Source organism: Streptomyces sp. NPDC003691 (genome assembly GCF_053981115.1).
The window spans coordinates 1-19,730 of sequence record NZ_JBSFNQ010000003.1 but is presented as its reverse complement, the minus strand read 5'-3'; the positions used below and the strand labels follow the sequence as shown (position 1 = coordinate 19,730).

At 70.7% G+C, this 19,730-nt stretch carries 17 protein-coding genes and 1 tRNA gene; 7 read left to right on the top strand and 11 right to left on the bottom strand.

Annotated features, from left to right (window positions below):
* Window positions 1-4 precede the first annotated feature (4 nt).
* The 4 genes from ACWDR0_RS02205 to ACWDR0_RS02190 all read right to left on the bottom strand — a co-directional run bounded on the left by ACWDR0_RS02205 (window position 5) and on the right by ACWDR0_RS02190 (window position 4,814).
* Window positions 5-1,561: a DUF2252 domain-containing protein gene (locus tag ACWDR0_RS02205; protein ID WP_456349689.1), complete on the bottom strand. Its 1,557-nt coding sequence runs from the start codon at window positions 1,559-1,561 to the stop codon at window positions 5-7.
* A 368-nt stretch (window positions 1,562-1,929) separates the two neighbouring features.
* On the bottom strand, window positions 1,930-2,601 hold the full coding sequence (locus ACWDR0_RS02200; protein WP_456349688.1) for a response regulator: 672 nt from the start codon (window positions 2,599-2,601) through the stop codon (window positions 1,930-1,932).
* Between the two features lie 122 nt (window positions 2,602-2,723).
* Window positions 2,724-4,460 carry a sensor histidine kinase gene (locus tag ACWDR0_RS02195; RefSeq protein WP_456349852.1) on the bottom strand — a complete coding sequence of 579 codons (1,737 nt, stop codon included), beginning with the start codon at window positions 4,458-4,460 and terminating at the stop codon, window positions 2,724-2,726.
* Between the two features lie 270 nt (window positions 4,461-4,730).
* Window positions 4,731-4,814 (bottom strand) — tRNA-Leu (locus ACWDR0_RS02190).
* 544 nt (window positions 4,815-5,358) lie between these two features.
* On the opposite strand from ACWDR0_RS02190, the gene ACWDR0_RS02185 reads away from it, so the two are divergent.
* The 6 genes from ACWDR0_RS02185 to pknB all read left to right on the top strand — a co-directional run bounded on the left by ACWDR0_RS02185 (window position 5,359) and on the right by pknB (window position 13,489).
* Window positions 5,359-6,207, top strand: coding sequence for an FhaA domain-containing protein (locus ACWDR0_RS02185; protein ID WP_456349687.1), 849 nt, complete (start codon window positions 5,359-5,361; stop codon window positions 6,205-6,207).
* Window positions 6,208-6,217: 10 nt separating this feature from the next.
* Window positions 6,218-6,739, top strand: coding sequence for an FHA domain-containing protein FhaB/FipA (locus ACWDR0_RS02180; protein ID WP_456349686.1), 522 nt, complete (start codon window positions 6,218-6,220; stop codon window positions 6,737-6,739).
* 145 nt (window positions 6,740-6,884) lie between these two features.
* Window positions 6,885-8,390, top strand: a complete 1,506-nt coding sequence (locus ACWDR0_RS02175) for a PP2C family protein-serine/threonine phosphatase (RefSeq protein ID WP_456349685.1) — start codon at window positions 6,885-6,887, stop codon at window positions 8,388-8,390.
* A 26-nt stretch (window positions 8,391-8,416) separates the two neighbouring features.
* Window positions 8,417-9,829, top strand: a complete 1,413-nt coding sequence (locus tag ACWDR0_RS02170; RefSeq protein ID WP_456349684.1) for an FtsW/RodA/SpoVE family cell cycle protein — start codon at window positions 8,417-8,419, stop codon at window positions 9,827-9,829.
* On the top strand, window positions 9,826-11,295 hold the full coding sequence (locus ACWDR0_RS02165; protein WP_456349683.1) for a penicillin-binding transpeptidase domain-containing protein: 1,470 nt from the start codon (window positions 9,826-9,828) through the stop codon (window positions 11,293-11,295). The genes ACWDR0_RS02170 and ACWDR0_RS02165 overlap by 4 nt, the downstream gene beginning before the upstream one ends.
* 187 nt (window positions 11,296-11,482) lie before the next feature.
* Entirely contained in the window at window positions 11,483-13,489 is a 2,007-nt protein-coding gene (pknB, locus tag ACWDR0_RS02160) for a Stk1 family PASTA domain-containing Ser/Thr kinase (RefSeq protein WP_456349682.1), read from the top strand.
* A 120-nt stretch (window positions 13,490-13,609) separates the two neighbouring features.
* On the opposite strand, the gene ACWDR0_RS02155 is transcribed toward pknB, so the two are convergent.
* The 6 genes from ACWDR0_RS02155 to ACWDR0_RS02130 form a co-directional block, all read right to left on the bottom strand.
* Window positions 13,610-14,290, bottom strand: coding sequence for a class E sortase (locus ACWDR0_RS02155; RefSeq protein WP_456349681.1), 681 nt, complete (start codon window positions 14,288-14,290; stop codon window positions 13,610-13,612).
* A gap of 78 nt (window positions 14,291-14,368) precedes the next feature.
* Complete coding sequence (locus ACWDR0_RS02150) at window positions 14,369-15,616, bottom strand: class E sortase (protein ID WP_456349680.1); 1,248 nt, start codon at window positions 15,614-15,616, stop codon at window positions 14,369-14,371.
* A complete protein-coding gene (locus ACWDR0_RS02145; protein ID WP_456349679.1) occupies window positions 15,613-16,260 on the bottom strand; it encodes an aminodeoxychorismate/anthranilate synthase component II in 648 nt (215 codons plus the stop codon). Before ACWDR0_RS02145 ends, ACWDR0_RS02150 begins: the two co-directional genes overlap by 4 nt.
* Window positions 16,257-16,460, bottom strand: a complete 204-nt coding sequence (locus tag ACWDR0_RS02140; protein WP_456349678.1) for a hypothetical protein — start codon at window positions 16,458-16,460, stop codon at window positions 16,257-16,259. Before ACWDR0_RS02140 ends, ACWDR0_RS02145 begins: the two co-directional genes overlap by 4 nt.
* 56 nt (window positions 16,461-16,516) lie before the next feature.
* Window positions 16,517-17,269 (bottom strand): class E sortase, encoded by a 753-nt coding sequence (locus ACWDR0_RS02135; RefSeq protein ID WP_456349677.1) that lies wholly within the window; start codon window positions 17,267-17,269, stop codon window positions 16,517-16,519.
* Window positions 17,270-17,332: 63 nt separating this feature from the next.
* A complete protein-coding gene (locus ACWDR0_RS02130; RefSeq protein WP_456349851.1) occupies window positions 17,333-18,073 on the bottom strand; it encodes a DUF881 domain-containing protein in 741 nt (246 codons plus the stop codon).
* A gap of 251 nt (window positions 18,074-18,324) precedes the next feature.
* Here ACWDR0_RS02130 and crgA point away from each other — a divergent pair, with 251 nt between their 5' ends.
* Window positions 18,325-18,579 (top strand): cell division protein CrgA, encoded by a 255-nt coding sequence (gene crgA, locus ACWDR0_RS02125; RefSeq protein WP_456349676.1) that lies wholly within the window; start codon window positions 18,325-18,327, stop codon window positions 18,577-18,579.
* 452 nt (window positions 18,580-19,031) lie between these two features.
* On the opposite strand, the gene ACWDR0_RS02120 is transcribed toward crgA, so the two are convergent.
* On the bottom strand, window positions 19,032-19,730 hold a 699-nt coding region (locus tag ACWDR0_RS02120; RefSeq protein WP_456349675.1), incomplete at its 5' end, for a rhomboid family intramembrane serine protease.

Genomic DNA, 19,730 nt, shown 5'->3' with positions numbered 1-19,730 from the left:
CCCGTCACACTCCCTGCTCGGCCGCGATGCGCCCGTCCCTGACCGCCGCCGCCAGAGCCGCGTGGTCCGCCTCCGTACGGTCCGCGTAGAGCACCGCGAAGGCCGCCACCGCCTCGTCCAGCTCCTCGCTGCGGCCGCAGTACCCGGCGAGCAGCCGGGGGTCCGCGCTGTGCGTATGGGCCCGCGCCAGCAGGGCACCCGTCATCCGGCCGTAGTCGTCGAGCTGCCCCGGCGAGAGCTCGGCCGGATCCACGCTGCCCTTCCGGTTCCGGAACTGCCTGACCTGGAAGGGCCGTCCGCCCACCGTGGTCCAGCCCAGCAGCTGATCGCTGACGACCTGCATCCGCTTCTGCCCGAGGACGACCCGCCGCCCCTCGTGCTCCGCCTCCGGCACCGGAAACCCGGCGGCAGGCAGATACGGCAGCAGGGCCGAGGGCCGGGCCTCCTTCACCTGGAGCACCAGTGCGTCCCCGCGGTGGTCCAGCAGCAGCACCACGTACGAGCGGGTGCCGACGCTCCCCGTGCCCACCACCCGGAACGCCACATCGTGGATCGCGTACCGCGCCAGCAACGGCCGCCGGTCCGGCGCCACCGTCGTCAGATACTCCGCCAGCGCGCCGGCCACCACCGCGGCCTCCGCGTCCGGGACCCGGCGCAGCACCGGGGGAGCGTCGACGAACCGCCGGCCACCGCCCTCACCGTCCGGTACGGCCTCCGTCGACTTCGCCGCGAACCGGGCGCTGGTGTTGTTGCGGGCCTTCTCCGACACCCGCTCCAGCGTGCCCATCAGGTCACGGGCGTCGGTGTGCGAGACCAGTTCCTCGTCCGCGATCGCGTTCCACGCGTCCAGCGCGGGCATCCTGGCCAGCAGCCGCAGGGTCCGCCGGTAGGCACCCACGGCGTCGAAGGCGGCACTGCGGCAGACTGTCTCGTCCGCCCCGGCCGCCCGGCCCGCGAGCACCAGGGACGCGGCCAGCCGCTTCAGATCCCACTCCCACGGCCCGGGCACGGTCTCGTCGAAGTCGTTCAGGTCCATGACCAGCTGGCCGCGGGCATCCCCGTAGAGGCCGAAGTTCGCCGCATGGGCGTCGCCGCACAGCTGGGCACCGATACCCGTCATCGGCGTGCCCACCAGATCGTGCGCCATCAGCCCGGCCGCGCCCCGGAGGAAGGCGAACGGCGACGCCGCCATCCGCCCGACCCGGATGGGCGTCAGCTCCGGCACCCGGCCCAGACCGGACTGCTCCACGGCCTCCACGGCACCGGGACGGCCCGCGGGCAGCACCAGGGCCGCATGGGAGGAGCGCGGAACCCGGTCGCGCAGCGCCTTGCCCCGCTGCTTCGGGCTCGCCGCCGCCCCGCTCACCGCGCCGTAGGCCGCCGTGGCTCCACGCGGGGCGAACCCGGGTACGGCCGGTATGCGTATACCGCCGCCCGGTTCCCCGCCCACGGCCCCCGCGGACGCCGGGACACCGCCGCCCGGCGACACCCCCGCCGGTCCGCGCGCCCCGCCCACCACGGGCGCCCCCGTCTCCGTCGCCACCGTCTCAGCCCCGCCCATCACGCGCCGCCTCCCCCGCTCCGTACCGCCGGACGCCGGAACCCCGGCTGGAATCCATGGCCGGGATCGGTCTCCCGGCGCCCCGACCGTACCGCCCTGTCCCTTCCGCCCCCAGCCCCCGGCGCGGCCCGGGTCACAGCTCCGGGCCACCGGCCGGGCCCGGGTCATGTCTCCCGCCCCGGCACCGGTTCCGTCCCGGGCCCGGTCCCTTCCCGGGGCCGGGGCCGTGTTTCACGTGAAACACCGGGCCCGGCGACCGGCCACGGACCGCCGGGCGATCCGCCCCACCCGGAAGCAGCATCTGAAGTACCGCCTGAAGCACCACTGGGAGGCCCACCCGGAAGCCACCGGAAAGGCGGCGCCCGCCGTCACTCCTGCGGGCCGAGCCCCGCGTCCCGCGCCAGCAGCGCCGCCTGCACCCGGTTCTCGCACTCCAGCTTCGCCAGGATCCGGCTGACATAGGTCTTCACGGTGGCCTCGCTCATATGCAGCCGCCGCCCGGCGTCGGCATTGGAGAGCCCCTCGCCGAGCAGCGCCAGGACATCCCGTTCCCGGGCGCTCAGCTGGGCGATCCGCGACCGGGCCTGTTCGGCCCGGCCGGCCGCCCGGCCCGTCGCCAGCTGGTCGATCACATGGCGGGTGGCGGCGGGGGAGAGATAGGCGTCACCGGCCACCGCGGCCCGTACCGCCGCGATCAGCTCCGCGGGCGCGGTGTCCTTCAGCAGAAAACCCGCGCCGCCGGACTCCAGGGCCCTCAGCACGTTCTCCCGCTCCCCGAAGGTGGTCAGAATGATCACCCTGGTACCGGGCACCACCCGCCGCAGCTCCGCCATGGCGGTCAGCCCGTCCATCACCGGCATCCGGATGTCCAGCAGCACCACATCCGCGCCGTGCGAGCGCACGGCCTCCACGGCCTCCCGGCCGTCGGCCGCCTCGGCCACCACATCGATCTGCCGGTCCGAGGTGAGAATCATCCGGATACCGGCCCTGATCAGCGGCTCGTCATCCGCGATGACCACACGGATCCGTTCCCCCGCCATACGTCCCGTCCTCACCCTCGCACTCGTCCGCCGGTACACCCCGGCCGCCCCTCAGTCTGCCCGGCCCCGCCCGGCACCGGTCCGTCCGGTGTGCACCCCGCCGGTGTGCGCCCGCAGGACCCTCAGAAGTCCATCTCCACCTCGTACGACGTCTTCTCGACCAGCTTGCCGTCCCGGAAGCAGAACCGGAAAACCGGCTCCTTCTTGAAGGTGCTGCCCGCCTCCTCCGACATCACCACCAGACAGTCGGAGTCCGCGGGCTGCCGGGGATGACCCGTGGCATCGCCCACCCCGGAAGACCAGAAGGAGTCCCCGGACGGCATCTCCTTCCGTACGTCCTGCTCGGCCGTACCTATCTCGATCGCGTCGTACCGCTTCTTGCTCACCAGGTTGTCTCCGGCCGACTTGACCAGGAAATACCCGCCGACCCCGACCGCGGCCCCGATCAACAGCACCAGCCCCACCGCGATACCGCACCCCAGCCCGACCCCGCCCATCGTGCTCCGGCGCCCGCCCCCGGCCCCGTACATCTCGTTCATCACCGGCTCCTGTCCCGACACGCTCCAGTTCATCGCCGGAACACCGTCGCCCGGAGAGGCGGGTACGGGCTGCCGCGGAAAGTCGTCCCCGGGGGCGACGAAAGGCGCCTTCTCCCCCGTGCCGTACGGCAGCACCCCGGCCACCCGGAAGCCACCGCCGTCCACGGCCCCGGCATGGACGATCCCGCCGACCAGCCGGGCCCGTTCCCGCAGCCCGGTCAGGCCCTGTCCACCGCTGACGGCGTCCCCCGCCCGCCCCGGCTCCGCCGGGCCGTTGACGATCTCCACCACCAGCGAATCGGGCTCGTAGCGCAGCTCCACCACGATCGCCGCGCCCGGCGCGTGCTTGTACGCGTTGGTGAGCGCCTCCTGGACGATCCGGTACGCCGCGTGATCCGCCGCGGCGGCCAGCGGGCGCTGCTCCCCGGTGTGCCGCAGGGCGACGTCCCGGCCCGCGCCCCGGGCGGCCGCCGCCAGCGCCGCCACCCCGGCCGTGCCCCGTACGGCCCGCCCCGACTCGTCGGCGGGCACCGTTTCTGGCACCTCGTCCTGCCGCAGAATGCCCACGACCTCCCGCAGCTCGTGCATCGCCCCCACGGACGCCTGCCGCAGCACCCCCACGGCCTCCCGCTGCCTGCCGGTCAGCTCGGGATCCACCTCCAGCGCCCCCGTGTGCACGGCGATCAGCGCCAGCTGGTGCCCGAGGCTGTCGTGCATGTCCTGGGCGATCCGCTGCCGCTCCAGCAGCCGGGCCTGGCCCGCCGCCATCCGGCTCTCCCGGAGCAGCTGGGCATTGCGCTCCCGGAGCGTGTTCAGCAGCGTCTGCCGCTGGGCGAGATAGCGGCCCGCGAGCCCCGGCACGATGACCAGGGCGAGATGGAGCAGGGCACTCAGCGCCATGCCCCAGGCCGTCGACAGTCCGGTTTCGCCGCCCAGCAGCAGCCCGGTGACACTGATCAGCACATACGAGCCGACGAACGCGGCCAGCGCCCGGCCGGACGACTCGATCCGGCGCCCGGCCGACCAGGCCATCGGCATCAGAACGAAGACCCCGGCGGCCAGCGGCCCGGCACAGGCGCTCGTGACCAGGAACACAGTGGCGGGATACCGCCGCCTCAACAGCACCAGCGATACGGCACCGAGCCAGAAGAAGACCGCCCCGAGCAGCGACAGCTCGCTCAGCAGCAGCCCGGCCGCGGTGGCCGTCACCGCTATGAGCAGTGCGTATCCCGTCTCTTTCCAGGGCGAGCGGCGGGACCACGGATCAGGCGCCATCAACCAGTCCCAGCCCTGCCGCAGCCGTCCCGCCCAGTCCTTCATCGCCACCTCCACCAGGGCACCCTAGGCATCCGCCATCGCGACCGGAGTCCCACTTTCGTCCCGCCCGGCAGCGACGAACGTCGCCGTGGGGAGGCCGGAACCGCGGGCGGGGCAGAACCGCCGGGCAGCCGGAACCGGAAGGAAGACGGGGCCCCGCGCCGGGAGGCGCGGAGGAAACCGGCAGCACGGGAAAGCCCGGGAAAGAGAGAAAGAGGTACGGCAAAGCGAAACGGCCGCCACCGGGATCCGATGACGACCGTTTCGTCGTTGTGCGCGAGGGGGGAGTTGAACCCCCACGCCCTTTCGGGCACTGGAACCTGAATCCAGCGCGTCTGCCTATTCCGCCACCCGCGCATTGGGTGTTGCCGTTCGGCTTCGGCTCCTTCCGGTGCGTCCGCCTGGCGACATCAGAAGATTAGCACGCTGGAGAGGGTGTCTTCACACTCCTTTCCGGCGCCGCCGGGCCCGGCCCGGGACGGCACCGGAGCGTGCCCGGAACCCGGCCGGAAACAGCACCCGGGCAGGGCCCCGCCGCCGTCCCGGGAATGCGGGGCCGGGAACGGGGCACGAGCCCGGTGGAGGACACCGCGGGCACCGGCCCCGCCCCGGCCGCCCCGGGACACCGCCCCGACGTCCAAGCGGAAGGAACCCCCGGGGCCCGGAGCCGGACACCGGAGCCGCCGGGGACCGGGCCGCCGGACGGTGCTCCGGGGCGGGCGTTCGCCCCGCTCCCGCACGGTCTCCCCCGGGTGCGGGACACTGGCATCGAGCCGCCTCTACGATCCGTGTGAGAGGTGACACTCATAGACGGGGCAGACAAGGGGAACCAGCCGATTTCCCGACGCGTGGATACGATCAGTAAGCAGTATGAGGACGGCAGCGCCGGAGGAGGTGCCCGATGGGAGTTCTGAAGCGTTTCGAGCAGCGTCTCGAAGGTCTGGTCAACGGCACCTTCGCCAAGGTGTTCAAGTCCGAGGTCCAGCCCGTGGAGATCGCCGGTGCGCTCCAGCGCGAGTGCGACAACAACGCCACGATCTGGAACCGCGACCGCACGGTCGTACCCAATGACTTCATCGTCGAACTGAGCACCCCCGACTACGAGCGGCTGAGCCCGTACTCGGGGCAGCTCGGCGACGAGCTGGCGGGTCTGGTGCGGGACTACGCCAAGCAGCAGCGCTACACCTTCATGGGCCCCATCAAGGTCCATCTGGAGAAGGCCGACGACCTCGACACCGGGCTCTACCGGGTGCGCAGCCGCACCCTGGCGTCGAGCACGTCGCAGTCGTCGGGCGGCGGCCCGGACCGGGGTGCCGCGGGCTATCCGCCCCGCTCCGCCGGGCCCGCGGGCGGCCCGCCCGGCGCCCCTCCGATGCCGTCCGCGCCGCCTCCGGGCGGCGGGCGCCCCGGCCTCGCGGCCGTGGGCTCCGACCGCCGGCCGGGCGGACCCGGCCCGCTGCCGGGAGCCCAGGCCAGATGCTGGGTCGAGATCAACGGCACCCGCCACCAGATCTCCCGCGCGACGCTGGTGCTGGGCCGCAGCACCGACGCCGATGTGCGGATCGACGACCCCGGCGTCTCCCGCCGGCACTGTGAGATCCGGACCGGAACGCCCCCGACGATCCAGGATCTCGGGTCCACCAACGGCATCGTGGTGGACGGGCAGCACACCACCCGCGCTACGCTCCGCGACGGCTCGCGGATCGTCGTGGGCAGCACCACCATCGTTTACCGGCAAGCCGAAGGGTGAAGCGGGGGCAATGTCAGAGCTGACCCTGACGGTCATGCGGCTGGGTTTCCTGGCCGTTCTGTGGCTGTTCGTCATCGTGGCCGTACAGGTCATCCGCAGTGACCTCTTCGGTACGCGGGTCACCCAGCGCGGTGCGCGCCGCGGCGCCGAACCGCGGCCCCAGCAGCGCCAGGCCGCGGCGGCCCCACCGCCGCAGCGCCAGCAGCAGCCGGCATCCGGCGGCCGCCAGCGGCGCGGCGCCCCGACCAAGCTGATCGTCACCGAGGGCACCCTCACCGGGACGACCGTCGCCCTCCAGGGCCAGACGATCACCCTCGGCCGGGCGCACGATTCCACGATCGTGCTGGACGACGACTACGCGTCGAGCCGGCATGCCAGGATCTACCCGGACCGTGACGGCCAGTGGATCGTCGAGGACCTCGGGTCCACCAACGGCACCTATCTCGACCGGACCCGTCTCACCACCCCGACCCCGATTCCGCCGGGCGCGCCGATCCGTATCGGCAAGACCGTCATCGAGCTGCGGAAGTAGTAGGACCAATGACATCGCGCGAGCGGAGCGAGCGAGCCGCGGACCCCTCGGCGGACCGGGGCGGGCACGGGCTCCCGACCGGAGGGTGGGCAGTGTGGCGAGAGACCGGCTGTACCCCGATCCAGGTTCACCGGGGCAGGTGCGTATGAGTCTGTCTCTGCACTTCGCCGCCGGATCCCACAAGGGCATGATCCGCGAGGGCAACGAGGACTCCGGCTACGCCGGTCCCCGGCTGCTCGCGATCGCCGACGGCATGGGCGGCCAGGCGGCCGGCGAGGTCGCCTCCTCCGAGGTCATCTCCTCCCTCGTCGGGCTGGACGACGACGTCCCCGGCTCCGACATCATCACCGCCCTCGGCACGGCGGTGCAGCGCGCCAACGAGCAGCTGCGCGTCATGGTCGAGGAGGACCCCCAGCTCGAAGGCATGGGCACCACCCTGACCGCCCTGCTCTGGACCGGCCAGCGGCTCGGTCTGGTGCATGTCGGCGACTCCCGCGCATATCTGCTGCGCGACGGTGTGCTCACCCAGATCACCCAGGACCACACCTGGGTCCAGCGGCTGGTCGACGAGGGCCGGATCACCGAGGAGGAAGCCACCACCCATCCGCAGCGCTCGCTGCTGATGCGCGCGCTGGGCAGCGGCGACCATGTCGAGCCGGACCTGTCGATCCGCGAGGTGCGGGCCGGCGACCGCTATCTGGTCTGCTCCGACGGACTGTCGGGCGTGGTGTCCCACCAGACCCTGGAGGACACCCTCGCGGGCTACCAGGGTCCCCAGGAGACCATCCAGAACCTGATCCAGCTGGCGCTCCGCGGCGGCGGACCGGACAACATCACCTGCATCGTCGCGGACGTCCTCGACACCGAGGCCGACGACGGGCTCGCGGGCCGGCTGAGCGACACCCCGGTGGTCGTCGGCGCGGTCGCCGAGAACCAGTACCCGCTGAACGACGGCGGCGCCATGCAGACCCCGGCGGGCCGCGCGTCCGGCCTGGGCCGCCCGGCCCCCCCGGCGGGCGGCTTCGGCCCGGCCGGCGGGAACGGCGGCTACCGGGGCAGCGCCCCCGACGGCAGCCAGGACGCGTACGACGGCGGATACGCCTACGACCCGCTGGACGAGAAGCAGCGTTCGGCGGGCCGCAAGTGGCTGACCCGCACGCTGGGCACCGCCCTGGCGCTCGCGGTGGTGGGCGGCGCGCTCTACGGCGGCTACCGCTGGACGCAGACGCAGTACTACGTCGGCACCAAGGACGGTCATGTCGCCCTCTACCAGGGCATCGACCAGGACCTGGGCTGGATCTCGCTCTCGAAGGTGAAGACCGACCACCCCGAGATCGAACTCAAGTACCTACCGGCCTACCAGCAGAAGCAGGTCGAGGGCACCATCGCCCAGGACAGCCTGGGCCGGGCCCGGGCGAAGATCTCCGAGCTCTCCGTCCAGGCGACCGCCTGCCGGAAGGACGAAGAGCGCAGCAAGGCGGTCGAACTCGCCAGGCAGGAGGCGGCGAAGGCCGCCGCGGCCGCGAAGAACAAGCCCCCGAAGGGCGACAGCAAGACCACCGAAAAGCCGCCGACCACCACTTCTCCCGCTCCGGGTCCCACCCTCTCGGAGGAGGAGCAGAAGCTGGCCTCGAACTGCGGAAAGCAGTAACTCAGCCGTAGGGGGCCTTCTCGACCATGAGCGTTGTCACCAACACCACCACGATCGGCGCGATCGACGCGCCGAGCCGCCGCAACACCGAGCTGATGCTGCTCGGGATCGCGGTGGCCATCGCGGTCTTCGCGTACGTCAACGTGGGGCTCGCCCTCGACGGCAAGCTGCCCGCGGGCGTCTTCGGCTACACCGCGGGGATCACCCTGCTGGCGGCCGTCGCCCATCTGGTGGTGCGCAAGTTCGCCAAGTACGCCGATCCCCTGCTGCTGCCGCTGGCCGTGGTCCTCAACGGGCTGGGGCTGGTGATGATCTGGCGGCTGGACCAGTCCAAGCGGCTGATCCAGCGGGCCGAGGCGGCCTGGGGCTCGTTCTCCCCGGACGCCCCCAAGCAGATGATGTACTCGGCGATCGGGATCGCGCTCTTCGTCGGGGTGCTGCTGCTGCTGAAGGACCACCGCATCCTCCAGCGGTACACGTACATCTCGATGGCCGTGGCCCTGGTGCTGCTGATGCTGCCGATGTTCTTCCCGGCCCGTAACGGCGCCCGGATCTGGATCAGCCTCGGCCCGATCAACATCCAGCCCGGCGAGTTCGCGAAGATCATCATCGCGGTCTTCTTCTCCGGCTATCTGATGGTGAAGCGGGACGCCCTGGCCCTGGCCAGCCGGCGGTTCCTCGGTCTCTATCTGCCGCGCGGCCGCGACCTGGGCCCGATCCTCGTGGTCTGGGCGATGTCGATCCTGATCCTGGTCTTCGAGACCGACCTCGGCACCTCCCTGCTGTTCTTCGGCATGTTCGTGATCATGCTTTACGTGGCCACGGAGCGGACCAGCTGGATCGTCTTCGGTCTGCTGATGTCCGCGGCCGGCGCGGTCGGCGTGGCATCCATCTCGCCGCACGTCGGCGCCCGGGTCGACGCCTGGCTGGACCCCTTCGGCTGCTTCGAGACCAGCGGCGCCTGCGAGCAGGTCTCCAACGCGATCATGTCCTTCGGGGCCGGCGGCACCCTCGGCACCGGCCTGGGTCAGGGCAATTCGGATCTGATCGGCTTCGCAGCCAACTCCGACTTCATCCTCTCGACCGTCGGCGAGGAGTTCGGCCTCGCCGGGATGATGGCGTTCCTGATGATCTACGGGCTGATCGTGGAACGCGGTATCCGTACGGCGCTGGCCGCCCGCGACCCCTTCGGCAAGCTGCTGGCGGTCGGCCTCTCCGGCGCCTTCGCCATCCAGGTCTTCGTGGTCGCCGGCGGTGTGATGGGCCTGATCCCGCTGACCGGTATGACGATGCCGTTCGTCGCGGCCGGCGGCTCCTCCGTGATCGCCAACTGGGCGCTGATCGCCATTCTGATCCGGATCAGCGATACCGCGCGCCGCCCGGCCCCCGCGCCCGCTCCCTCCCCCGACGCCGAGATGACCCAGGTGGTCCGACCGTGAACAAACCCCTGCGCCGGATCGCCGTCTTCTGCGGACTGCTCGTCCTCGCCCTGCTCGTCCGGTCCAACTGGCTCCAGTACGTCGAGGCGGAGAATCTCAACACGCACGACAAGAACCGCCGGGTGCTGATCGAGCGGTACGCCAACGAGCGCGGCAACATCATCGTCGACGGCAAGCCCATCACCGGCTCCGTCAAGACGGACAGCGCGGACTTCGCGTACAAGCGGACCTATGTCAACGGGCCCATGTGGGCCCCGGTGACCGGCTACGCATCGCAGGTGTTCGGCGCCAACCAGCTGGAGAAGCTGGAGGACGGCATCCTCACCGGCAACTCCGACCAGCTCTTCTTCGACCGCACGATGGCCATGTTCACCGGCGACAAGAAGAAGGGCGGCAATGTCGTCACGACCCTGAACGGGGCGGCGCAGAAAGCCGCCTTCGAGGGGCTCGGCTCCAAGAAGGGCGCGGTCGCCGCGCTCGACCCCAAGACCGGCAAGGTCCTGGCGCTCGCCTCCACCCCGTCGTACAACCCCGCCGCCTTCGCCGGCAGCGCCGCGGCGGACGAGAAGGCCTGGGCCACGCTCTCCTCGAAGGACAACAAGGAGAAGCCGATGCTGAACCGGGCGCTGCGGGAGGTCTACCCGCCCGGTTCGGTGTTCAAGGTGGTCACCGCGGCGGCGGCGCTGGAGCACGGCAAGGTCGAGGACATCAACGCCAAGACCGAGACCGAAGAGCCGTACATCCTGCCCAACACCCGGACGCAGATGAAGAACATGGTCCGGGGCTGCGAGGACGCGACCCTGAAGTTCGCCCTCCAGATCTCCTGCAACTCGGTCTTCGCCAAGCTCGGTGACGAGGTCGGCAGGGACAAGATGCTGGAGACGGTGAAGAAGTTCGGCTTCAACAACGACGAGCTGGACATCCCGGTCCGTGCGGCCGGGTCGCGCTACAACGAGACCATGGACCGGCCGGGCAACGCGCTCTCCTCCATCGGCCAGTTCGACACCGCGACCACCCCGCTCCAGATGGCGATGGTGGCGGCGGCGATCGCCAACGACGGCAAGCTGATGAAGCCGTACATGGTCGACCAGCTGGTGGCGCCGAATCTCGATGTGATCTCCCAGACCAAGCCGCAGGAGATGAGCCGCCCGCTCTCCTCCGAGAACGCCCAGCTGGTGCGGGACATGATGGAGAACGTCGTCGAGAACGGCGGCGGCAAGAAGGCGGCGATCGGCGGCGGCGTCAAGGTCGGCGGCAAGACCGGTACCGCCCAGCACGGTGAGAAGAATTCCAAGCGCCCCTACGCCTGGTTCATCTCGTACGCCATGACCGACGAAGGTTCCCCGGTCGCGGTCGCCGTGGTCGTCGAGGACAGCTCCGCCAGCCGGGAGGACATCTCCGGTGGTGGTCTGGCCGCGCCGATCGCCAAGGACGTGATGAAGGCGGTGCTGGACACCAACCGGTGACGCATCTCACGTCCGGCCCCGATACCTGCACATTGCGATACCGGTCGGGTATCAGGTGGCGGCAGCGGGCCGATCGGGTGGTATGGGCCCGGTAGCGTATGCCGGAGCGGCACATCCGCCGGACCGGTGACACGGGTGCGGCAGCCAAGCGAGTGCGGTGGGGACTGACGGAGAGGGCTGGAACAGTATGGAAGAGCCGCGTCGCCTCGGCGGCCGGTACGAACTGGGCTCGGTGCTCGGCCGTGGTGGCATGGCCGAGGTCTACCTCGCCCACGACACCCGGCTCGGCCGCACTGTCGCCGTGAAGACGCTCCGGGCGGATCTCGCCCGTGACCCGTCCTTCCAGGCCCGGTTCCGCCGTGAGGCCCAGTCCGCCGCCTCCCTCAACCACCCGGCGATCGTCGCCGTGTACGACACGGGCGAGGACTATGTCGACGGGGTGTCGATCCCGTACATCGTCATGGAGTACGTCGACGGCTCCACCCTCCGTGAGCTGCTGCACTCCGGGCGCAGGCTGCTGCCCGAGCGCACGCTGGAGATGACGACCGGGATTCTCCAGGCGCTGGAGTACTCCCACCGGAACGGCATCGTCCACCGGGACATCAAGCCCGCGAACGTCATGCTGAACCGGAGCGGCCAGGTCAAGGTGATGGACTTCGGCATCGCGCGCGCCATGGGCGACGCGGGGATGACGATGACCCAGACCGCGGCCGTCATCGGCACCGCGCAGTACCTCTCCCCCGAGCAGGCCAAGGGCGAGCAGGTCGACGCCCGCTCCGACCTCTACTCCACCGGCTGCCTGCTGTACGAGCTGCTGGCCGTACGGCCGCCGTTCATCGGCGACTCGCCGGTGGCCGTGGCGTACCAGCACGTCCGGGAGGAGCCCCAGCCGCCGTCCGTCTTCGACCCCGAGATCACGCCCGAGATGGACGCCATCGTCCTGCGGGCCCTGGTCAAGGACCCGGACTACCGCTACCAGTCCGCCGACGAAATGCGCGCGGACATCGAGGCCTGCCTCGACGGACAGCCCGTGGCCGCCACGGCCGCGCTGGGCGCCGTCGGCTACGGCGGCGGTTACGGTCCCCAGGACCAGCCGACGACCGCGCTGCGGCAGGCCGAGCCGGCCGCCGCCCAGACGTCGATGCTGCCGCCGATGAACCCCGACGACGGCGGTTTCGGCCACTACGACGACCGTCCCGACCGCCGTGGCGGCCGGGGGAAGAAGTCGAACACCTCGACCATACTGCTGGCGGTCGCGGCCATTCTGGTGCTGGTCGGCGCGATTCTGATCGGGCGCACCGTCTTCAACAACGACAACGGCGGCCCCACCCAGGTACCGGTCCCCGTTCTGGTGGGCCAGACCATGGAGAAGGCCCAGAACCTGGCGGACAACGCCAAGGTCAAGATCGCCCAGACCGCGACCGAGCCCTGTGAACAGCCCAAGGGCACGATCTGCAGCCAGACTCCCGAGACCGGGGAGATGGACCAGGGCGACACCATCCAGGTCGTGGTCTCCGCCGGCGCGCCGAAGATCGAAGTGCCCGATGTCACCGAGAAGTCCGAGGAGACCGCCCGGGAGGCGCTGACCCGCAAGGGCTTCAAGGTCGAGGTCAAGACGGCCGAGTCCGAAGAGGTCGAGGCCGGCAAGGTCATCAGCCAGGATCCCGAGGGCAACAGCGAGGCCGAGAAGAACTCGACCGTCACCATCACCGTGGCCCGTGAGGCCAGGGTCGATGTGCCGGACGTCGTGACGCGCCAGCTCAACCAGGGCCAGCAGCAGCTGGAGACCCTGGACTTCAAGGTCGAGGTCGAGATGGTCGACTCGGACAAGCCGGTCAACGAGATCGTCGACCAGAGTCCGCGCAACGGCAAGGCCGGCAAGGGCTCGACCGTGAAGCTGAAGGTCTCCAAGGGTCCGGAGCAGCAGCAGACGCAGGTGCCGATGCTGGTGACGCTGACCGTGGAGCAGGCCCGGGCGGCCCTTCAGCAGCAGGGTCTCGAACTGGGCGACATCAACGGCCCGCGGGGCAACAACGCGCGGATCGTCCAGCAGGACCCGCAGGTCGGGACCCCGCTGAACCAGGGCGACAAGGTCAATGTGCAGACCCAGGACTTCGGCGGCGGCAACGGGAACGGTGGAAACGGCGGCAACGGCGGCGGCGGCCTCATCGTCGGCAGCGACGGCGGCGACTGACCCCGGGCCGGAGTGACCGGCAGCGTACGGAGTACGGGGAGGGCCCCGGCACCCATCAGGGTGCCGGGGCCCTCCCCGTATCCCACCGGCGGCCGCGGAACGTACGGTCCGCGGATCGTTTCAGCGCAGTTCGGCCGGCTTGGTGCGGTCCCGGTCGACCTTGACCTCGCGCACCAGCTCGCCCCAGACGATATAGCGGTAGTCGGAGGTGAGGACCGGGGTGCAGGTGGTGAGGGTGATGTACCGGCCCGGCTTCTTCTTCCCGGACTCCGCGGGCACCGGGTCCAGCACGTCCACGTTGTACTTGGAGGTCTTCGGCAGCGTCTTGTAGACCTTGTAGACGTACCAGGTGTCCTTGGTCTCGAAGACGATCGGATCGCCCGTCCTGATCTTGTGGATATTGTGGAACTTGGCCCCGTGGCCGTCCCGGTGGGCGGCCAGGGTGAAGTTGCCCCTGGCGTCCCACGGCAGCGCCGACTTGACCGGCTTGGTGTAGTACCCGGCGATCCCGTCGTTCAGCTCCTCGGGGTCGGTGCCCCGTTTCACCAGCACCTCGCCGTTCTTCATGGCCGGTACATGGAGGAAGCCGATCCCGTCCTTGGTGTCGAGGCCGCGCGGCGCGTTGTTCGCCTTCCAGCCGTCGCGCACCTCACCGCCCTGGCGGGCCGCCTCGCGGTCGGCGATCACATTGGTCCACCAGAGCGAGTAGACGACGAAGAGACCGAGCACCACGCCCGCGGTGATCAGCAGCTCCCCGAGGACACTGATGGCACCGGCGATCCGGCTGCGTGCACGTGACACTGCTGCACCTGTTCCCGTCTGTTTCCTTTGTGGCCCCTGATGCGGTGGACGGGGCCCGGACGGGCCGCTGGTCCGGCACTACCCTACGAGGGCGTCGGGTTTGCCCTTGCTGCGCGGCCGCTCCTCGACCATCCTGCCCCACACGATCATGCGATACGTACTGGTGAACTCGGGCGTGCAGGTGGTGAGGGTGATGTACCGGCCGGGTCCGGTGAAGCCCGAGCCACGGGGTACCGGGTCGAGGACCGCGACATTGGACGGCGCGGTCTGCGGCAGGATGCTCGCCATCTCGTAGGTGTAGTAAGCGTCCCGGGTCTCGACGACGATCGGATCGCCCGGCTTGAGGCGGTTGATGTAGCGGAACGGTTCGCCGTGGGTATTGCGGTGGCCCGCGACCCCGAAGTTGCCCGTACGGTCGGACGGCATCGCCGTCTTGAGGCGGCCTTCCGCATAGCGGCCGACCATGCCGCGGTCGAGGACCTTCTTCTTGTCGATGCCCTCGGCGACCGGGACGACGACGTCCAGCTTGGGGATGTACATGATGGCGAACCCCTCGCCGGGCCGGAAGGCCCCGGGGTCGCGCGCGGTGTCCGTGAAGCTCTGCTGGATGCGCTCCTTCTCCTTGCCCGCCTCCATCCCGGCGCGGACATTGGTCCACCACAGCTGGTAGGTGACGAAGAGGAGCATCACCACACCGCAGGTGATGAAGAGTTCGCCCATGGCGCGGCTGGCGATCACCGCCGGGCTGTCCTTGGCCGCTTTGGCGGCCCGGCGGGCCTCGACCCGGGTCAGCGGACGGCCGGGCTCCCCGGCGGCCGGTCCTTCCGCGGCGGACGGCTGCCGGCGGCCGCGCCCCCGGCCCTTCCGCGCGGCCGCGGCGGCCGCCCGGCGGCGCTCGGCCCGGCCGGGGCCGGGCGGCAGCGGCTCGGCGGGCGCCGGATCCGGGAATCCCCCGGGTGCGCCGCGTACACCGGAGGCAGCGCCGGCACCGGGCCCGTCGCCGATCGCGGGCATGACCGCGGTGTCCCCCGCGTCACGCGCCCGCGGCCGGGCCGCGGGCCGCGCCGGGTCCGGGGCACCCGGGTGCTCCCGGTCGGACTGCCGCGGAGAGTACGGCTGAGGCTGCGGGGGTCCGGACGGCTGCTGAGCGGGCGCGTACTGCTGCTGCTCTTGTTGCTGTTGGTGTTCCTGGTACTGCGGGGCCGCGGCGGACGGTCCGGCGGCCCCGGCGGGCTGCTGCCGGTCGGCGGCGTCCCTGGTCACCCGGGCACCGGCCGTGAACCACGGCGAGAGCCCCTCCCCCCGGTCCGGCTCCCGCCCGGTCACACCAGGGCCTTGCCCACCACCGGCGCCAGCCCCGCCGACCGGCCGATCGCCCCCGTGTCCCCGCACTGCTCCAGCCAGTTCGCGAGCATCAGATGCCCGTGCTCGGTGAGCACCGACTCGGGGTGGAACTGAACTCCCTCGACCGGCAGTTCACGGTGGCGCAGCCCCATGATGATGCCGTCCGCGGTCCAGGCCGTGACCTCCAGCTCCGGCGGCAGCGCCGCGGGCTCGGCGGCCAGGGAGTGGTAGCGGGTGGCGGTGAACGGCGACGGGAGCCCGGCGAAGACGCCCTTGCTCTCGTGGACGACCGGCGATGTCTTGCCGTGCAGCAGCTCGGGAGCCCGGTCGACCACTCCGCCGTACGCCACGGCCATCGACTGCATCCCCAGACAGACGCCGAAGACGGGCACGCCGGTGTCGGCGCAGTGGCGGACCATGTCGATACAGACACCGGCCTGTTCGGGCGCGCCGGGGCCCGGAGAGAGCAGTACGCCGTCGAAGCCGTCCTGCGCGTGGGAGAGCGCGACTTCGTCGTTCCGTACGACCTCGCACTCCGCGCCGAGCTGGTACAGGTACTGGACCAGGTTGAAGACGAAGCTGTCGTAGTTGTCGACGACCAGGATGCGTGCGCGCCGCTCGCTCATCGGGTGGCCCCCTCGGTCCCTTCGGTTCCGGTTCCGGACCCGGCTCCGTCGACCGTGACGTCGTTGAACGGAAGCAGCGGCTCGGCCCATGGGAAGACGTACTGGAACAGCAGATAGACGGTTCCCAGGACCAGGACGAGCGAGATGAGGGCACGCACCCACGCGTTGCCCGGCAGATGCCGCCAGATCCAGCCGTACATGCCGTCCCTTTCGTTTCGGTACCGGTCCAGATTACGGGGCGGCGCGGAGCTGCGGGTCAGCCGCGCAAAGCTTCCGGTTTGCCGTGCGTCACAGGGCGGGTGGCGGCCAGCCGCGCCCAGGCGATCAGCCGGTGGCTGCTGCCCCACTCCGGCTCGCAGGTGGTCAGGGTGAGATAGCGCCCCGGTTGTACGAAAGGTGACTTCTCCGGAACGGGATCGACCACTCCGATATCGGTCGGGACCGTTCGGTAGGGCTTTGCGGCGATCCGGTACGTGTACCAGGTCGTACCGTCCGTGAGGACGACCGCGTCCCCGGGCCGCAGCCGCGGGAAGTCCTTGAAGGGGTCGCCGTACGTACGGCGGTGGCCGGCCACGGAGAAGTTCCCGGTCCGGCCGAGGGCGGCGGTCCGGGGGTAGTGGCCGAGGCCCTTCTTCAGAGTGCCGGTCCCGGTGCCCTCCAGCACCGGCCAGTCCCACTCCCGGCCGAAGCGGGGGATGTACATCACGGCGAAGGGTCTACCGGGCCGATAGCCGGGTCCCGGCGCCGGAGCGGTGGATTCCGCGGGCCCGGCGGCCGGTGCTTCCGTGGTGGACGGTGCCGGGGAGGCGCCGCCGGGGGCGGCCGGGAGCCCGGGCGGTTCGACCGTGCCACGGGCCCACTCCCGCTGGAGCTGGGCGATCTGCCCGTCGGTGGCCCCGGCGGCCTTCACCCCGGTCCAGTGGACGATATAGCCGGTGAACAGCACGACGACCGTGCCGGCCGTGATGCACAGCTCGCTCAGGCTGCGGACGATCAGCCGCACCGACACCGCGGACCCCCAGGGGTGAGTGGCCGCTCCGGCGCCCGGCCGCCCGGTCTCCGCCCGGTCCGCTCAGCTCGACGGGGCGACAGGCTTCGCGTAATGGAGGTCCACTGTGCCGGAGTACCCCGGAAGAGTCACGGTGTCGTGCTCGTCCACTTTCCAGCCGAGCCCGTACGCCTTGACGTAGAGCTGGTAGTTCTGGACGGCCCGGGAGCGGTCCAGCGCCCGGCGCAGCGCGTCCTGGTCGCCGACCGCCGTGATCTTGTACGGGGGCGAGTAGACCCGGCCCTGGAGGATCAGGGTGTTGCCCACACAGCGCACCGCGCTGGTGGAGATCAGCCGCTGGTCCATGACCTGGATGCCCTCGGCTCCGCCCGCCCAGAGAGCGTTGACGACGGCCTGGAGGTCCTGCTGGTGGATAACGAGGTCATTGGCCCCGGGCTCGGGGTAGCCGGGGGCCGCGCGGGCGTTCGGCGGAGCGTCGTCGAGAGTGACGGTCAGCGCCCGGCCCGCTGCTTTCTCGGTGCCCGAGGCCCGCTTCAGCGCGCCGAGCCGGGCGTCCTCCTCACGGGTGTACCCGTCGTCGCCGCGGGCCATCGAGTCGACCTCGTCGCGCAGCTCGGCCGTCGACTCGTCGAGTTCGCCGTTGCGGTCGCTGCGCTGCTGGATCAGATCGGAGAGCTTCAGCAGGGAGTCGTCGGTGCGGAGGTTGGTGCCCTTGGCGGTGTTGAAGCTGGTGACGAAGATCAGCCCGGCGAGGGCGAAGACGGCGGCGGTCAGCGACCGCAGCACGACCCGGCGGGGCCCCATCACGTGATCACGGGCGGAGGCCCCGGCGGCCCGTACGCCGCGCCGTTCGTCCACATCCCGGTCAGCCCCCTGTCCCCGCGCCCCTGCCCACCGGCAGAATTGCTCAGCGTACCCTTATCTCACCAGGCGCCGCGGAAGCACTACGCTAACGGACGCCCGGGGGAGGCAGTGGTCCCCGTCGCTTCCTCCGGACCGGGCGCCAGCCACCGTTCCCTGCGCGGTAACGCAGCGCATCGACAGGAGAGTCCCTCGTGCCGAAGTCACGTATCCGCAAGAAGGCCGATTTCACGCCGCCTGCGGGCAAGCAAGCGACGACCATCAAGCTGACCAACCGGAGCTGGGTAGCACCGGTCATGCTTGCACTGTTTCTGATCGGTCTTGTCTGGATCGTTCTGTTCTACGTGACCGACGGCAGCCTGCCGATCGAGGACCTCCGGAACTGGAACATCGTGGTGGGCTTCGGGTTCATCGCGGCGGGCTTCGCCGTCTCGACCCAGTGGAAGTAGCCCCTCCAGGGCCACTTCCACAAGTTACCCATCAAGTTATCCACAGACCTTTCCACAAAGTTGTCCACAGTGGGGAAAAGGTCAGACGATCTGTGGATAACCTTCCGGATGTTGACGCCGGTGTGATTGCACGAGTCGGCGTCCGCCATCCCGGTGACCACCCTCCGCCCCTTGTCCCCGCTGGGCAGCAGCCCGGCCGGGACAAGGGGCGGTTCGCTTTACCACACCGTGCACAAGATCCGGCACATGCTGTGGACAACTATCCGGGGTGTGGGAGAAAACCCTGCTCAGCGGTCCAACCGGATACCCGGTCCGGCCGAATACCCAGCGGGTCGGCCGCACCGCCGGGCGGAATCCCCGGAAGGCCGGCCGCGCCCTCCGGCCCGGCCCACAGCCCGACCCGCAGCCGGGTCGGACGGGCGGCTCGGGCTCGCTGCCCGGGCCGGACCGGCTCAGGTGAGAAAAGCGGTCCGGGCGGCCAGCGCCGCCACGATCGCCACCAGCACCGCGGCACCCGCGGCCCACTGCACCGCGTTCCGGTGCGCCCGGGGCGCGTAGACCATCGCCAGGGCGAGCAGCCCGCCCGTCAGCAGTCCGCCGAGATGGGCCTGCCAGGAGATCTCCCCCGGCCGTACCACCGTCAGCACCACACTGATCGCGATGATCAGCCCCACCGGCCGGAGGTCGAGGTTCATCCGCCGCAGCAGCACGGCGAAGGCACCCACCAGACCGAAGATCGCGCCGGAGGCGCCGATCGTGGCCTGGTTGGGCTCGCTCAGCAGATAGACGAAGACGTCGCCGCCCAGCCCTGAGAGCAGATAGACCGCGAGAAAGCGGCTCCGGCCCAGCGCCGGTTCGACCATCCGGCCCAGGAACCAGAGGGCCAGCATGTTGAACGCGATATGGGACAGGTCCTGGTGCAGGAAGACCGAGGTCAGCAGGCGGTACCACTCACCGTCGGCAAGACCCACGACCTGGTCCAGCAGCGGGCTGTACGCCAGACCGATCAGGCTCAGCTCGTCGACGAAGCGGTCCCCGAGCGCCAGCACCGCGACAAAGACGGCCAGATTGATCCCGATCAGGATCTTGGTGACCAGGAAGGAATCCTCGGCGATCGTCCCGCCCGCGATGGTCCGCGGCTGGTTGGCCGC

Excerpts from the sequence above, each read along its gene's own strand:
- ACWDR0_RS02130 (WP_456349851.1), bottom strand. The coding sequence starts at position 18,073 with ATGGGGCCCCGCCGGGTCGTGCTGCGGTCGCTGACCGCCGCCGTCTTC.
- ACWDR0_RS02175 (WP_456349685.1), top strand. The coding sequence starts at position 6,885 with ATGAGTCTGTCTCTGCACTTCGCCGCCGGATCCCACAAGGGCATGATC.
- ACWDR0_RS02195 (WP_456349852.1), bottom strand. The coding sequence starts at position 4,460 with ATGAAGGACTGGGCGGGACGGCTGCGGCAGGGCTGGGACTGGTTGATG.
- ACWDR0_RS02200 (WP_456349688.1), bottom strand. The coding sequence starts at position 2,601 with ATGGCGGGGGAACGGATCCGTGTGGTCATCGCGGATGACGAGCCGCTG.
- ACWDR0_RS02170 (WP_456349684.1), top strand. The coding sequence starts at position 8,417 with ATGAGCGTTGTCACCAACACCACCACGATCGGCGCGATCGACGCGCCG.
- ACWDR0_RS02185 (WP_456349687.1), top strand. The coding sequence starts at position 5,359 with ATGGGAGTTCTGAAGCGTTTCGAGCAGCGTCTCGAAGGTCTGGTCAAC.
- pknB (WP_456349682.1), top strand. The coding sequence starts at position 11,483 with ATGGAAGAGCCGCGTCGCCTCGGCGGCCGGTACGAACTGGGCTCGGTG.
- ACWDR0_RS02205 (WP_456349689.1), bottom strand. The coding sequence starts at position 1,561 with ATGGGCGGGGCTGAGACGGTGGCGACGGAGACGGGGGCGCCCGTGGTG.
- ACWDR0_RS02180 (WP_456349686.1), top strand. The coding sequence starts at position 6,218 with ATGTCAGAGCTGACCCTGACGGTCATGCGGCTGGGTTTCCTGGCCGTT.
- ACWDR0_RS02145 (WP_456349679.1), bottom strand. The coding sequence starts at position 16,260 with ATGAGCGAGCGGCGCGCACGCATCCTGGTCGTCGACAACTACGACAGC.
- ACWDR0_RS02140 (WP_456349678.1), bottom strand. The coding sequence starts at position 16,460 with ATGTACGGCTGGATCTGGCGGCATCTGCCGGGCAACGCGTGGGTGCGT.